Source organism: Dongia sp., from assembly GCF_041905885.1.
Lineage (GTDB): Bacteria > Pseudomonadota > Alphaproteobacteria > Dongiales > Dongiaceae > Dongia.
Genome location: NZ_JAYRKD010000014.1, coordinates 125,132 through 138,733, shown reverse-complemented (window position 1 = coordinate 138,733; position 13,602 = coordinate 125,132). Strand labels below are relative to the sequence as shown.

The following is a 13,602-nucleotide window of genomic DNA, read 5'->3' as shown; positions in this document are numbered from 1 at the left end:
ATGCGCTACGATCTCGGCTTCATCGATCTGGAGCAAAAGACCCTGCAACCCACAGACAACCCGTTTGGCCCCGGGTTGTAACCCATGTCTCCAGTACGACCTGTTACCTATGTGTCCGGTCCGGACAACTGGGAGATTGGCTCCTCGGGTTGGACTCGAACCAACGACCTGCGGATTAACAGTCCGACGCTCTACCAGCTGAGCTACCGAGGAACAGGGCCATATCTCTGGCGGCGCTGCTTATAGCAAAGCCGAACCGTCCCTGCAAACCCCTTAATCGCTTCGGGAGTTCCAGCTAAAGGCCTGGATTTTCAGGATTATGCCGCGACCTTGGCGCCCCGGCCGTAGAGCAGCAGCATGGCGACGATGACCGCGCCGAAGATCAGCTGCCGATAAGCTTCGGGGATCTGCTCGACCGACAGAATCGACTGCAGCAGGGTGATCAGGATGACGCCGGCCACCGTCCCGAGGTAAGTGCCGCGCCCGCCCAGGATCGAGGTGCCGCCCAGGACCACCGCCGCAATCGAGGGCAGCAGGTAGGGGTCGCCCATGCCCTGATAGGCCTTGGTCGAATAGCCGGCGATGAGCGCGCCGGCGAAAGCGGCGAGCGCCCCCGAGATCGCGAAGACCGCGAGCACGACGCGCTGGGTCGGGATGCCGGAGAGATAGGCCGCGATCTCGCGGTTGCCGATCGCATAGATGGCGCGGCCGAACACGGTCCGGCGCAGCAGGAACACGGTCGCGGCGCCGACGGCGATCCAGACCCAGACCGGGTTGGGGATGCCGAGGATCGCCCGTCCGGTGGCGAGGTCATGCATGCTTTCGGTCGCCATGTCCTGTGGCGCGAAACCGCCGGTGCGGACCACCATGAAGCCTTGCGCCACGGCGTTGATGCCGAGGGTGAAGATCATCGAGGGCACGCGCAGATAGGCGACGCCGATCCCGTTCACCAGGCCGAAAATGAGGCCGCAAAGCACCCCGACCGGAATAGCGAAGGTGGCACCCCAAGGCCCCCAGCCGACCGCCGCGGTCGACATCATGCCGCCGACGGAGATGATCCAGGGCACCGAAAGATCGATCTGGCCCAGCAGGATCACCAGCATCATGCCGGTCGCGACCATGGCCAGGAAGGAACCGACCTGCAGCTGCAGCAGCAGATAGTCCGGCGACAGGAAGTTCGGGTTCCGCATCGCGCCGAACAGCAGCAGCAGGATGATGCAGCCGAAGGCGGTCAGCACGGCGGGATCGAGCCGGCTCAGCACGGGAACGCGGGCGAGGGGATTGCTCATGACGGCATCATCCGAAGAGATCAAGCCGGTTGCGGATGCGGAACAGGCGCAGCGAGCCGAGGCAGACCGAGATCAGCAGCACGACGCCGAGGAACAGCGGCTGCCAGAGCGGATCGAGATCGAAGACGAACAGCAGATCGCCGATGGTGCGGAAGATGAGGGCGCCGAAGATCGCGCCGACCGCGCTGCCCTTGCCGCCGAACAGCGAGACGCCGCCCAGCACCACCGCGGCGATCGAGTTCAGGGTATAGGTGTTCGCGTTGGCCAAGGAGGCTTCGCCGGTATAGGTGACGAAGGTGATGAACAGCCCGCCGATCGAAGCCAGCAGGCCGCCCAAGGCATAGGCGGTGAACTTGGCGCGCCGGATGTCGAGGCCGGACATATAGGCCGCGGGTTCCGACGAGCCGACGGCATAGACCACGCGCCCCAGCATCGACTTGCGGAACGGCACCCAGATCACCAGCACGACCGCCAGCAGCGCCACCGCGCTGGCCGGGATGCCGCCGGGGAACTGGTTGGTCAGGAAGTCGGCGAGATCCTCGTTGACGTCGCCGCCGGGCTGCTCGCGCAGCAGCAAGGCGATGCCGTAGAAAGCCGCACCGGTCGCGATCGTGGTGACGATCGGCTGCAGCCGACCATAAATCACGATGGCCCCGTTGAGCGCGCCGCAGGCCAGGCCCGCCGCGAGCACGCCGATGACGCCGAACGTGGTCTGGATCGGCGAGCCCAGCACGATATGCGAGGCGAGGCAGTTGGTGAGGATGAAGATGAAACCGACCGATAGATCGATGCCGGCGGTCAGCACCACGAAGGTCTGCGCCATCGCCACCAGCGCCAGCAGCACGCCCTTGTTGGCCGCCGTGGTGACGACGTCGGCGCTGAAGCCGGCCGGGTGGTTGCCGCTGTAGATCGCGAACATCGCGATGAACACGGCGAGCGCCAGCAGGGTGCCGCGCTGCTCGCCGAACCAGTAGCGCCAGTCGCTGGTCTGCGGGGCGGCAAGGGCGTGGTCGGTCATCATTCGGCTCCCGCGCCGGCCATGGCGCTCGTGCCGGCCTCGACATGGGCACTGCCGAGATTGAGCGCGCTCGAGACCAGCGCGCGCTCGGTGATCTCGGCGCCGGCCAGGACCCGGCCGATCGCGCCGTCATAGAGCACCAGCACCCGGTCGCAGCAGCCGACCAGCTCGTCGTAATCGGTCGAGTAGTAGAGGATCGCCGCACCCTGGTCGGCCAGCTTGCGCAGCAGCTGGTAGATCTCGGCCTTGGTGCCGACGTCGATGCCGCGCGTCGGATCGTTGAGCAGGATCACCTTGGGCCGGGTCATCAGCCATTTGGCGATGACGATCTTCTGCTGGTTGCCGCCGGAGAGCGTGCCGACCGGCACCGCGGTGCCGTCGGTCTTGATGGCGAGCAGCGCGATCATCTCGTCGATCGCCTTGTTCTCGGCGACGCGATCGACCAGGCCGCCCTTGGAAACCCGGCCGAGCGAGGCCATCGAGAGATTGTCGCGCACCGACATCGGCAGCATCAGGCCCTCGGTCTTGCGATCCTCGGGGATGAGCGCCATGCCGCAGCTGCCATGCTTGGCGTCGCTCGGGCCGGAGAGGGAAACCTTCTTGCCGTCGATCAGGATCTCGCCGGTGGTGCTGCGCAGCACGCCGAACAGCGCCAGCAGCAGCTCGCGCTGGCCCTGGCCGTCGAGGCCGCCCAGCCCGACGATCTCGCCGGCACGCGCGGTGAGCGAAATGTCCTTGAGGCGGTTGTTCCAGGAGAGATTGCGCACTTCGAGCGCCGGCGTCACGGCCGTCGTCTTCGCCGCCGGTTTGGGCGGAAAGGCATGGGTGTATTCGCGGCCGATCATCAGCTCGACGATCTCGGTGTCGGACTTGGCGCCGGACTTGAAGGTGCCGACGTTGCGTCCGTTGCGGAACACCGTGCATTCGTCGGCGAGCTCGGCGATCTCCGCCATGCGATGCGAGATGTAGAGCAGGGCAAGGCCTTCCTGCCGCAGCCGCTTCAGCACCGAGAAGACCTTGCGCACGTCGGCCGCGGTCAGCGCCGAGGTCGCCTCGTCGAGGATCAGGATGCGCGGGTTGCGTACCAGGGCCTTGGCGATCTCGACCAGTTGCCGGCGCGAGAGCGGCAGGTCCTTGATCGGCGCCATCGGGTGGATGTCTTCGCCGCCGGCGCGCGACAGCGCTTCCTCGGCGATGCGGCGCTGCGCCTTGCGGTCGATCAGGCCGAAGCGCTTCGGCGGGTTGCTGATGCAGATGTTGTCGGCGACCGAGAGATCGGGCACCAGCGAGAGTTCCTGGAAGATGCAGACGATCCCCGCTGCATTCGCCGCGGCGGGATTGGCGAAGGAGACCGGGTTGCCGTCGAGCGACATCCGGCCCTCATTGGGCTGAACCACCCCCGCCATCACCTTCATGAGCGTGGATTTGCCGGCCCCGTTTTCGCCGAGCACGCCATGGATACGGCCCGCCTCGACGGTGAGGTCGGCGTTGGTCAGCGCGTTGACGCCGCCATAGCGCTTGGAAACGCCTTCCATGCGGAACAGGGGAGCAGGAGCAGAACCGTCCATCACGTGCTTCTCAAATCATGGTCCCTGGAATCCGGGGATGACAAACCGGCGCCGTGGAGAAGCTTCTCCAGCGGCGCCGGCTTTCGTCAACCGATATTCCAGTCGTTACTGGTTCGCTTCCGACTGGCCCATGATTTCCGTGGCGCTGAAGTTGATGCCACAGGTCGGGAAGGAGTTGCCGACGAAGAAGTTGTCGCCTTCCTTGCCGTAGAAGTTCTCGCCGTCCTTGAAGTTCGGGTCTTCGGTGGTCGCGAGCGGCAGCTTCACCGATTGCGGGACCACCTGGCCCTCAAGCGCCGCGATTGCGGTCTTGATGGCCACGGCGACCTGCGCCGGGCCGGTGCCGCCGGAGGCGCATTTCAGGCCCTCGCCGCCATGGGCGGCGCAGAGCTTGCGGAAGCCGTTCTCGGTCTCGCCGCCGACCGGCACGAAGGGATGGCCGGCGTCCATGAAGGCGCGGACCGTACCCGTCGAGCCGCCCTGCACGGTGATGCCGTCGAACTTCTTCTGCACCGCGATCGCATCGGCCGAGACCTTCTGCGCCGTGCCGTCATCCCACTTGCCGACGACTTCCACGACGTCCCACTTCTTGCCCGAGGCATCGAGCACTTCGTGGATGCCGTTGTGGCGGTCGGTGTCCACCGAGGTGCCGGCGACGCCGCGCACCTCGAGGATCTTGCCGCCGTTCGGGATCTGCTTCACCAGCCAGCGCGCCCAGTATTCGCCGAGGCCCTTCTGGTCGACGTTGACGTTGATCGCATCCTCGGTGTCGAGAATGTTGTCGAAGGCGACCAGCACCACGCCCTTGGCTTTGGCGCGCTTGATCACCGGCGCGAAGGCGGTCGGGTTCTGCGCGTTCACGACGATGGCGTCATAACCGGAATCGATGAAGTTGCTGACCGCGGAGATCTGCGCGGCGACATCCTCGCCGGTTGAGACCACCTTGAACTCCTTCAGCTTGGCAGCGACTTCGGGCTGCGCCGCATAGGCCTTGGCGGTCTTGATCATCTGAATGCGCCAGGTGTTGGCGATGAAGCCGTTCGCGAGCGCGATGCGATACGGGCCTTCCTTTTTCGGAAACTTGAAGAACTTGGTGCTGTCGGCCCAGGGCACGAAGCACTGGGGATCGGCGGCGGGGCCGGCAACCACTTCCGGGCCGGCGGCGATGGCAGAGAAGCTGAAAACGGAAGACAGCAGCACGGCAGCAGCAATGCTCGCCTTCCGGCGCGTAAGCGTCCGGTACATAGGCATCCTCCCAAGGACGGTTCTTATGTTTCTTTCCCGGTCGAACGCTGAAGGGTGCTCTGTCGTTGTCCCCCGCGACGGTCACTGACGTCACCGCGCAAGCGAGTTCCCCATCGACGTTGACCTAGCATCGATATGGGTATTATAGGATGAAAGCGCTGTCAATGCCGGCCAGAAAAAACGCTTCAGATATAAAGTACAGTCGGACAGGGGAAGAGCTCGTCGCATGCCGCAACGCACCGGGCGCATAACCGGAAAGTCACGCCGCGGGAAACCTGCCGGGCGGGCCAAGCTGTCGGATGTTGCGGCGCGGGCGGGGGTCAGCGCGGTCACGGTTTCGCGCGCGCTCAGGAAGCCGGAGATGGTTTCCGATGACGTGCGGCGGCGCATCGATGCTGCGGTGCGAGAGCTTGGATATGTTCCAAACTATCTCGCAAGCGCCCTGGCTTCCTCGCGGAGTCACATCATCGGCGTGGTGGTGCCGTCGCTGACCAACGGCGTCTTCGTCGAATACCTGAAGGCCTTGCACGACGCTTTCCTGCCGAAAGGTTTCCAGGTCCTGGTGCTGAACAGCCGCTATTCCCAAGCGGAAGAGGAGCGGGCGATCGCGACCCTGATCGGCCACCACGCCGAGGCGATGATCGTGGCCGGCATCGACCAGACCGAGCGCGCCCGCAAGCTGCTCGAAGGCTGCGGCGTCCCCGTGGTGCAGACCATGGAGATCGCCGAGAAGCCGATCGACATCAACATCGGCATGTCGCAGCGCGGCGCCGGCTATGCCGCCACGCGCTTCCTGCTCGATCTCGGCCACCGCAAGGTGGCGCATATCGCGGCGCGGGTCGATTTCCGCGCCCGGCGCCGCATGGAGGGCTATCAGAAGGCGATGGCCGATGCCGGCCTCGACAGCGAAGGCATGGTGATCGCCAACCTGCAGCAATCCTCGGTGAAACGCGGCGCGGAGCTGTTCACCGAGATGCTGGACAAGGTGCCGGGCCTCCAGGCGGTGTTCTGCTGCAACGACGACCTTGCTTTGGGTGCGCTGTTCGAATGCCAGCGGCGCGGCATCAAGGTGCCGGAGGACCTTTCGATCATCGGCTTCAACGATCTCGATTTCTGCGCCAGCTCCTATCCGGCGCTGAGCTCGGTCGCGATCCCGCGCTACGAAATGGCGCGTCTCGCCGCGGAGATCGTGCTGGAAATCATTCGCGGCTCGGGCGCCAGGCCAAAGCAACCCCGGATCGATCTCGGCTTCGAGATCGTGACCCGCGGCAGCACGGTGAAGCGGGGCCGCGCGGGTGGCGCCCGCACCGTCCGCGCCCGCGCACTCGCCAAGTAACCGCCTGATCGGCAAGGCGAAATGTCCCAGGGTCGGCATGGCCTTGTGGGTTGACAGGTGGGGGCTTCCCCACCATTCTCGCGCCCCGAAACGCCGATTTCCGGCCGGATTCCGGGGACTTCCCCCAGCTTGGTGAGTAAATGAGAGCCGTCATCTTGAGCGCGGGCCAGGGCTCGCGCCTGCTGCCGCTGACCGAAGGTCGCCCGAAATGCCTGCTGCCGCTCGGGCCGAAGACTCTGATCGAATGGCAAATCTGGGCGCTGACCCAGAACGGCATCGATGACATCGCCGTGGTCACCGGCTATCACGCGCCGGACGTGGCGGCGCTGCTCGACAAGCTGGCGGGGCCGAAGCTCAAGATCCGCACCGTCTACAATCCCTTCTTCAAGCTGGCCGACAATCTCGCCAGCTGCTGGATGGCGCGGGCCGAGATGGGCCGCGACTTCATCATCCTGAACGGCGACACCGTGATCGAGCCGGATTGCGTGAAGCGTCTGCTCGCCAGCCCCGCCGCGCCGATCACCGTCACGGTCGACGTGAAGGAGAACGGCTACGACGCCGACGACATGAAGGTGCACCGCAAAGGCACCCGCCTGACCGAGATCGGCAAGCATCTGCCGCCGGAGCGATCCAACGCGGAATCGATCGGCATGCTCTACTTCCGCGGTGAGGGACCGAAGCTCTTCACCGATACACTCGAGGCGATGATGCACACGCCCGAGGGTTTGAAGTGGTGGTACCTGAAGGTGATCGGCCAGATCGCCGAGCGCCACCAGGTTGAAACATGTTCGATCGAAGGGTTGCGCTGGGGCGAAGTCGATTTTCCCGCCGACTTCGAACGCGTCAGCGCGCTGGTCGAGACGTTCTAGCCCGCAAAATCCCTTCGACCAGTGCATGGTCGGAGGGCTTGTCGACATCGGTTGCCGCTTCGGCGAAGGGCAGGATCACCGGCGCGATCTTCGCCGCGGTCAGTTTCGACACATGCCGGAAGGCGCCGTCGAGGCTCAGCATGCCCAGCGCATAGCGGATCAGCGCGCCGAAACCGATCTCGCGGACCAGGCGCAGCGGGTTCTTGCGATGGCCTTCCATGCGCCGCCAGTATTCTGCGACCCGCACCGCGCCGGGTTTTCGCGCCAGGAAGAGATTGCAGCCGCTGTAGCCGCGTCCGGCCAGGCGATAGAAAGTGCGCCGGCCTTCCGGAAAGGCCTTGGTAATGGTCTCGGCTTCGGCCAGGCCGACGCAGAGGTCAGCCTCCTGCGGAGCGTGCGTCAGGAAATGCGCGATGATCTCCGGGGTGAGCAGCGGATGGTCGGCCGTGGTGATCAGCAGCGGGCGATCGCCGTCGATCTGTTGCAGAGCGGCGGCGACACTGGCGGCGGGGCTGTTGGCGGGCGGGATACGGATGAACGGCGTGCCGTTGGTGACCGGCCGGAGATCGGTCTCCGCGTCGATGCAGATGTGGATGCGGTCGACCTCCGGCATGCCGCGCACCGCATCGAGCACGTAAGCCAGCATCGGGCGCCCCGCGATCGGCGTCAGCGCCTTGTGCGCGACCTTGCCGAGGGCTGCGACGGGATCATGCGGGCCGCGGCTGCCGGCGAGGATCAAGGCGTCGATCAAGCGAGTGCCTTCTCGTAGACGCGATAGGTCTTATAGACCCGACCGCCGATGCCCTCGAGCACGCGCCGCATCGCGCTGTTGTCCTCCAGGATCCAGCCCATCTCGAGCTGCTCCAGGTTGCGCTCCAGGAAGCGTGTGCGCAGCTTCTCGAACATCATCGGCAGGAGCGTGGCGCCCAGCACCGTGCCGTGGTGCTTGCGCCGGATTCCCATCAGCGGAATGCGGCCGGAGCGCACCTTGTTGGTCTTCAACCGGTAGAGCAGCTTCACGATGCCGAAGGGAAACAGCTTGCCGTCGAGGTCACGTACGGCTTCCAGCAGGTTGGGCAGGCAGACCATCATGCCGGCGGCCTCGCCGTTCTGCTCGGCGATCACCACCATCTTGGGGTCGATCAGCAGCTTCAACCCCTTGGCCGCCGCCGCCATCTCCTTCTCGGTGAACGGCACCATGCCCCAGTTCTGCGACCAGGCATCGTTGAAGATGTCGATGACGGTCGCGATCTCGGCGGCGAAGCGCTTCATGTCGATGTTGCGAACCCGAACGCCGCCTTCAGCGGCGGCGCGATCCAGCATGCGCTGGGATGCCAGCGGCTTGTAGTCATCCTTGCGGAGGTGATAGGCGAAGACGTCCTTGGTCTTGGCGTAGCCCTGAGCCTCGATCAGCGGTGCATTATAGGGCAGTTGGAACGGCATCAGCAGCATGGGGAGGGACTGGAAGCCCTCGACCATCACGCCGATCTCTTCGTTGGTGGAGAAGCTCAAGGGACCGACGGCACGGGTCATGCCCTTCTTGCGCAGCCAACCTTCCGCCGCCTCGATCAAGGCCGTGAAGATCGCCGGGTCGTCCTCGGCATCGAGGAAGCCGAAATGGCCGGTCCGGTCGCCGTATTTCTCCAGATGCAGCTTGTCGATCTGCGCCGAGATGCGCCCGACCACCTTGCCGTCGCGCCGCGCCAGAAACAGCTGCACCTCGGCATGGTCGAAGAAAGGGTTGGTCTTCGGCGAGAGCGCTTCGCCGCGCTCCATGTCGAGTGGCGCGATGTAACCTTGCTGACCGCGATAGAGCCGCTTCGGGAGCTGGATGAACGCCGCGAGATCCGACCGGCCTGCGACCGGGGAGACGACGACGGAAGCGCTCATGGAAGGCTAGATGCTCTCGCCCGGCGCCGGCTCGCTGCGGAAGCGCCGCGGGTTGCCGTCGCCGCGGGTGTAATTGGAGAGCTTGTTCACCCAGGGATATTTCGCGGCCATCTCTTCGGTATAGCCGATGTTGAACACCGTGGCGCTCTTCGGCACGTTCTTCGCCTTGGCGTAGAAGGTGCCGAACAGGCGGTCCCAGAGATAGTTGGTGATGCCGAAATTGCCCTGCTCATTGTGGAAATGATGGGCGAGATGCAGCTGCTTGATGCGCTTCATGAACCTGGTCTTCGGCGCGGTGTTCAGGTGCTGCATGCAATGGCAGAACTCGTAGAACAGCGTGATCACGATGCCGGCGCCGAAGGCCATCGCCGACCCCGCCGGACCGCCGATCCAATAGCCGATCGGGAGGGTGACGATGCCGATGGTGGGCAGTGTGGTGTAGAGCGCGCCAAACAGCACGACCAGGTTGTGCGGATCCTGGTGATGGTCGAAGTGGATCCGCTTCCAGACCGCAGCCGTCAAGGGCGAGCGGTAGAGATATTGGCCATGCAGCACCCAGCGGTGCAGCACATACCAAACGGCTGGGTAGACCACGCCGGTCGCGACCCAGGCGACCACCAGCGGCAGCGGCGAGACGTACCAGCGCGCCACGAGATAGAAACTCACCAGTGCGATGGCGATGTAGCCGAGCACGGACGGATAGGTGAAGAAGGCGCGGATCAGGTCCTGCAGGGACATCCGCGCCAGATTATGGGTCCGGTTCTTCCAGAAACCGCTCATCACGCCGCCAATTCTCAGGGATGGAAATTTGCCGGTAATCTAAGCGGATCAAGGCATTGGAGCAAGCGCGCCGGGCGCGATGCTGCGATCCGACGCAGTCATGTTGCCGGCATCAGACCGGCTTCTGCGGCCGGGCCTTCTCGACACAGAAGATCCAGAAGGTTCGACCGCCGTGATAGAGGCAGGTCAGAGCCTGCCAAACGACGATCAGATAGAGAGTCGGCACCCCGAGCCCGATGTAATAACCGACTGTAAATAAAGGAAGATTGATGTTTCGGCGCGAGATGAAGGTGCGCACCAGGCCGTCGATCGGGGCATGCGTGTGCAGGCCCTTTTGAAAGCGCCGCGGATAGATCGCCAGAATCAGCCGGTCGAGGACATAGAGGCCCAGCATCACCAGGCCGGCGGTCCAGGCGGGCGAGCTGGTATCGCCCCCGGTCAGCCCCCAGGCCCAGGCCAGATACCAGAAGGGCGGGTGCACCAGGTCGAGTCCATGGTCGAGGATGTTGCCGAGCCATGAATCGGTGAAGGTGAGCCGCGCCAGCTTGCCGTCGACCGAATCGAGCACGCTCATGCCATAGGCGCAGAGGAAACCCAATGCCCAATAGCCTTCGGCGAAGAGCGGCACCGCGATCAGGGTCAGGAAGATGCTGACCGCGGTCACGACATTGGGATGCACCCGTGCCCGCGCCAGCGGCGGCACCATCAGCCAGACCAGCGGCGGATAGACATACTTGGTGAAGAAGTCGGTTGAGCCCTTGTAGTTCGACCAGAACAGGAAACGCTCGACCTTGCGCGCCTGCTCCGCCGTGCCGACGTGGAACAGGTAGTAGGGGGTGCTGCGCCGCAGCTTGCGGATAAAGGCCGGAAACTCGGCCTGCGTCAGCGCCGGCAAGGCGGCCGCCGCCTGCGACAGCGTGTTCGCCGTTGCGTTGATCCGCGAAACGTCGGCGGGCTCGACCCGCGCGATGACGGCGTCGCTGTCCGGCGCATCGCCGCGCGCGACCTTGCTGCCGGCATTCTGGCCGAGATAGCCATACAGCCTGGCATCGGCCAGGGATGCGGCATCGGTCGCGAGCACGGGCTCGTTCGCCGCCGCCGCCGCCAGGCGCTCGCCACAGGTGCCGGCCGACTTCACGACACGCACCGGTGCCTTGAGGCGCGGTTCGAGCACGAACTCGGTCTCGGCGGCACTGCCGCAATCGACGATGACTTCGCTGATTTCGATCTTCTGATGCCGCGCCGCCTTGAGGTGGCGTTCGATCAGGGACATGCCGAAGACACGCTGCGCGGAAGCTTCCGCAGCGTCGATCCACAATTTCATTCTGCTAGTAACCTTCGAGACGGATGAGCCAGGCGCCGCCGACGCTGGCGAAGACGAGGATGGGCATCCAGGCGGCGACCACCGGCGGCACGGCGCCGGATTCCCCCAAGGACATGACCAGCCCATCGGCGATGAAATACAGGAAGCCCAGGCCAAAGCCGATCGCCATGCCGGCGGCAAGCCCGCGGTCCCGGCGATAGATGCTGTGCGCCACGGGTGCCGCGAGCAGGATCATCAGGATCGAGCTCATCGGCAGCGAGAAACGCTTCTGCAGCCAGGCTTCGTAGAAATAGGTCGGCCGGACGCCGACATCCTGCGAGGTGGCAAAGGACCAGATCTTGGCCAGGCTCATCGCCTGCGGCAGCTCGATCAGGTTGGAGAACTCGGCCGGGGTCAGGCTGGTCTCCCAGATCATCGTGCCGTTATGGCCAGCCTCCGACGGATGATCCGGCGTGATCGAAGTGGTCCAGACGTCGCTCAGCGTCCATTGCCGCGCCTGGGTGTCGTAGCGGGCCTCGGCGGCTTGGCGGACGCGGACCAGGATGCCGGTGTCGCCGCGCTCGAAGATCCGCATTTCCCGCAAGGTCGCACCATTTTTGCCGACGCTGGTGACCTCGACGACGGAGCGGCCGTCCTGGATGAAGACCGGGTCGCCGTCGGATTTCGAGTTGCGGTCGACATAGATGTCGCGTGCCACCATGGCATTGATCGTCCGCGGGACCACCTGGTCCGCCAGCAGGAAATGCGCGACGCCGACCAGGAGCACGGCCGGCAGGAAGGAGAGCAACACGGCGTTGTAGGGCGCACCGGAGGCCTTGAAGGCGAGGATCTCGTTGTCGCGCTCGAGCCGCCCCAGGGTCATCAAGGTGGCGAGCAGCACGCCGAACGGCGTCAGGAAGCTCACGATCTCCGGCAGTCGCAGCACGGCATAGAGCGCCAGCGCGCTGAAATGCCCGTCGCCGCGCTTCAGCACGTCGATGCTGTTCGAGAGCAGGTCGAACACCTGGAGCAGCGCGGTGAAGCTGATCAGCAGCAGCGCCAGCTGGGCGAAGAAGACGCGCAAGACATAACGGCTGAAAGTGCTCATGCGCCGGCCCCGCGCAAGCCATCCGGTAGCCGCCGCTGAAAGAAGCGGCCAAGGGCGGCGACGTCGTCGAAGATACGGGCCAACGGATCCTGGCCGGGCCTGCGCTCGGCGACCCAAAACAGCCAGAGACTGCAGGACGCGAAGATGCCGCAGGGCAGCCAGAGCGCCAAGGCCGGGCCGATCCGGCCCTTGCTGACCCAGGCCTCCCCGAACTGCAGCACCTCGTAATAGGAGATCAGGAACAGCACCCCGACGATCATCCGCAGGCTCTTCGACGTTCGTCGCGAGGAGATACCGATCGGGAAAGCGAGGAGCGGCAGGAAGAGGATCGAGACGCTGCGCACCAGCCGTTCGTTAAGCTGGGCGAGGATGTCTTCTTGGTCCAGATGGTCCGGCGTATTGACGGTGTAGCGGGCCAACTCGGTGAGGGTGAGCTCGGATTCCTTCCCGCCACGCGGTCCGTAGGGCTGGGACGCGATCGATTCAAGCGGCAAGTCGAGCTGGGTGAAGGTCATGCTCTGGATCGTATCGCCGTTCGCCGAGGTTTCGGAGCGGGCGCCATTGTGCAGCGATAGAGTGAGCTCCAGATCCGGCTGCTTCAGGAGATCGCCGCGCTCGGCGGTCAGGATGATATTATGGCCGTCTTCGCCCTTCTCCTTGACGAAGACTTTGGTGAGGGTATGCCCGTCCTCGGAGATGTCGCCGACCCAGATCGTCTTGCCGCCGAATCCGGTGAAGAAGGCGCCACGCTCGATGGCGGAATCCCATTGCGTGTCGGTGACGGCATGCACCAGGGCGCGATAGTTGTACCGCGTCAGTGGCTGCAACCAGCCGAGCAGATAGCCGCTGATCACCGCCAGGACCGCGGCGAGCGCCAGCACCGGCAGCATCAGCCGGAGCAGCGACATGCCGCCCGCACGCATAGCGTCGAGCTCGCTGTCACTGGAAAGTCGCGATCCGGCATGGAGCACGCCGATGAAGAGCGCCGCGGGCAAGGCGATGCCGAGATAGAACGGCGCCAGGTTGCCGAGCATCTCCAGGACGAGCGAAAACGGGACGCCCCGGTTGGCGAAGAGATCCATCAACAGAATGAGCCGCTGCATCAGCAGCGCCGCCATCGCGATGCCGACCGCGGCCAGCATCGGCAGCAACACCCGCCGCAGGATGTATCCGTCGATCAGGCGCATCGTGCCGCC

Annotated in this window: 12 protein-coding genes and 1 tRNA gene; 2 read left to right on the top strand and 11 right to left on the bottom strand. The window is 64.9% G+C overall.

Translation table 11 applies throughout. The features are described 5' to 3' along the window. Positions 1-137 precede the first annotated feature (137 nt). The 5 genes from ACH2CY_RS15820 to ACH2CY_RS15800 form a co-directional block, all read right to left on the bottom strand. Positions 138-213, bottom strand: a tRNA-Asn gene (locus ACH2CY_RS15820). 104 nt (positions 214-317) lie between these two features. Beyond that, entirely contained in the window at positions 318-1,289 is a 972-nt protein-coding gene (locus tag ACH2CY_RS15815; RefSeq protein ID WP_395020267.1) for an ABC transporter permease, read from the bottom strand. Between the two features lie 7 nt (positions 1,290-1,296). Beyond that, positions 1,297-2,307, bottom strand: coding sequence for an ABC transporter permease (locus ACH2CY_RS15810; RefSeq protein WP_395020266.1), 1,011 nt, complete (start codon positions 2,305-2,307; stop codon positions 1,297-1,299). Further along, a complete protein-coding gene (locus tag ACH2CY_RS15805) occupies positions 2,307-3,875 on the bottom strand; it encodes a sugar ABC transporter ATP-binding protein (protein ID WP_395020265.1) in 1,569 nt (522 codons plus the stop codon). Before ACH2CY_RS15805 ends, ACH2CY_RS15810 begins: the two co-directional genes overlap by 1 nt. 105 nt (positions 3,876-3,980) lie before the next feature. Beyond that, positions 3,981-5,120, bottom strand: coding sequence for a sugar ABC transporter substrate-binding protein (locus tag ACH2CY_RS15800; protein ID WP_395020264.1), 1,140 nt, complete (start codon positions 5,118-5,120; stop codon positions 3,981-3,983). 226 nt (positions 5,121-5,346) lie between these two features. Here ACH2CY_RS15800 and ACH2CY_RS15795 point away from each other — a divergent pair, with 226 nt between their 5' ends. Beyond that, on the top strand, positions 5,347-6,456 hold the full coding sequence (locus ACH2CY_RS15795; protein ID WP_395020263.1) for a LacI family DNA-binding transcriptional regulator: 1,110 nt from the start codon (positions 5,347-5,349) through the stop codon (positions 6,454-6,456). Between the two features lie 140 nt (positions 6,457-6,596). Continuing rightward, positions 6,597-7,325, top strand: a complete 729-nt coding sequence (locus ACH2CY_RS15790) for a sugar phosphate nucleotidyltransferase (RefSeq protein WP_395020262.1) — start codon at positions 6,597-6,599, stop codon at positions 7,323-7,325. Here the strand turns inward: ACH2CY_RS15790 and ACH2CY_RS15785 are convergent. From ACH2CY_RS15785 to lptF, 6 genes are all read right to left on the bottom strand, one after another. Beyond that, positions 7,300-8,076 (bottom strand): nucleotidyltransferase family protein, encoded by a 777-nt coding sequence (locus ACH2CY_RS15785; protein ID WP_395020261.1) that lies wholly within the window; start codon positions 8,074-8,076, stop codon positions 7,300-7,302. The two genes, ACH2CY_RS15790 and ACH2CY_RS15785, sit on opposite strands and share 26 nt — an antisense overlap. Then, on the bottom strand, positions 8,073-9,215 hold the full coding sequence (locus ACH2CY_RS15780) for a dATP pyrophosphohydrolase (protein ID WP_395020260.1): 1,143 nt from the start codon (positions 9,213-9,215) through the stop codon (positions 8,073-8,075). Before ACH2CY_RS15780 ends, ACH2CY_RS15785 begins: the two co-directional genes overlap by 4 nt. 6 nt (positions 9,216-9,221) lie before the next feature. Further along, entirely contained in the window at positions 9,222-9,995 is a 774-nt protein-coding gene (locus ACH2CY_RS15775; RefSeq protein WP_395020259.1) for a sterol desaturase family protein, read from the bottom strand. Between the two features lie 112 nt (positions 9,996-10,107). Then, a complete protein-coding gene (locus ACH2CY_RS15770; protein ID WP_395020258.1) occupies positions 10,108-11,319 on the bottom strand; it encodes a CDP-alcohol phosphatidyltransferase family protein in 1,212 nt (403 codons plus the stop codon). Between the two features lie 4 nt (positions 11,320-11,323). Further along, a complete protein-coding gene (locus ACH2CY_RS15765) occupies positions 11,324-12,406 on the bottom strand; it encodes an LptF/LptG family permease (protein ID WP_395020257.1) in 1,083 nt (360 codons plus the stop codon). Beyond that, entirely contained in the window at positions 12,403-13,593 is a 1,191-nt protein-coding gene (gene lptF / locus ACH2CY_RS15760) for an LPS export ABC transporter permease LptF (protein ID WP_395020256.1), read from the bottom strand. The genes ACH2CY_RS15765 and lptF overlap by 4 nt, the downstream gene beginning before the upstream one ends. Between the last annotated feature and the right edge of the window lie 9 nt (positions 13,594-13,602).

Excerpts from the sequence above, each read along its gene's own strand:
- ACH2CY_RS15815 (WP_395020267.1), bottom strand. The coding sequence starts at position 1,289 with ATGAGCAATCCCCTCGCCCGCGTTCCCGTGCTGAGCCGGCTCGATCCC.
- ACH2CY_RS15810 (WP_395020266.1), bottom strand. The coding sequence starts at position 2,307 with ATGACCGACCACGCCCTTGCCGCCCCGCAGACCAGCGACTGGCGCTAC.
- ACH2CY_RS15805 (WP_395020265.1), bottom strand. The coding sequence starts at position 3,875 with ATGGACGGTTCTGCTCCTGCTCCCCTGTTCCGCATGGAAGGCGTTTCC.
- ACH2CY_RS15800 (WP_395020264.1), bottom strand. The coding sequence starts at position 5,120 with ATGTACCGGACGCTTACGCGCCGGAAGGCGAGCATTGCTGCTGCCGTG.
- ACH2CY_RS15795 (WP_395020263.1), top strand. The coding sequence starts at position 5,347 with ATGCCGCAACGCACCGGGCGCATAACCGGAAAGTCACGCCGCGGGAAA.
- ACH2CY_RS15790 (WP_395020262.1), top strand. The coding sequence starts at position 6,597 with ATGAGAGCCGTCATCTTGAGCGCGGGCCAGGGCTCGCGCCTGCTGCCG.
- ACH2CY_RS15780 (WP_395020260.1), bottom strand. The coding sequence starts at position 9,215 with ATGAGCGCTTCCGTCGTCGTCTCCCCGGTCGCAGGCCGGTCGGATCTC.
- ACH2CY_RS15775 (WP_395020259.1), bottom strand. The coding sequence starts at position 9,995 with ATGAGCGGTTTCTGGAAGAACCGGACCCATAATCTGGCGCGGATGTCC.
- ACH2CY_RS15770 (WP_395020258.1), bottom strand. The coding sequence starts at position 11,319 with ATGAAATTGTGGATCGACGCTGCGGAAGCTTCCGCGCAGCGTGTCTTC.
- ACH2CY_RS15765 (WP_395020257.1), bottom strand. The coding sequence starts at position 12,406 with ATGAGCACTTTCAGCCGTTATGTCTTGCGCGTCTTCTTCGCCCAGCTG.
- lptF (WP_395020256.1), bottom strand. The coding sequence starts at position 13,593 with ATGCGCCTGATCGACGGATACATCCTGCGGCGGGTGTTGCTGCCGATG.